The following is a 331-nucleotide window of genomic DNA, read 5'->3' on the forward strand; positions in this document are numbered from 1 at the left end:
CATAAGGGGTGCAGGTCATCAACGTGACCAGGTCCTTGCCCTGCACGACGGTGTACAGGTGCGTGTCATCGGGATCGACGACATGGATCGCGGTGATCCGGTACCCCATGGTCCGGCCCAGGGTGTCCACATAGAACACATCGCCGGGCTTGAGCTCATCCAGCCGCGTGAAGAGCAGGGCACCGGGCAGCCCCCGGTGCCCGGTCAGCACCGCGTTCGTCGACGGTCCCCCCACCGGCAGGCTGGTACCGTACAGGTGCCCGGAGCCCTGGGAGAGCGACTGGTCGGAGGTTCCATGGTAGATGGGCATATTCAGGGAAATCCTCGGCAC

General features: G+C 64.7%; 1 protein-coding gene. It reads right to left on the reverse strand.

The features are described from left to right. On the reverse strand, positions 1-331 hold a 331-nt coding region (locus CRD60_RS08560; RefSeq protein WP_130473102.1), incomplete at both ends, for a class C sortase.

Origin of the sequence: Bifidobacterium aemilianum (assembly GCF_003315635.1) — a bacterium.
GTDB classification, from domain to species: domain Bacteria; phylum Actinomycetota; class Actinomycetes; order Actinomycetales; family Bifidobacteriaceae; genus Bifidobacterium; species Bifidobacterium aemilianum.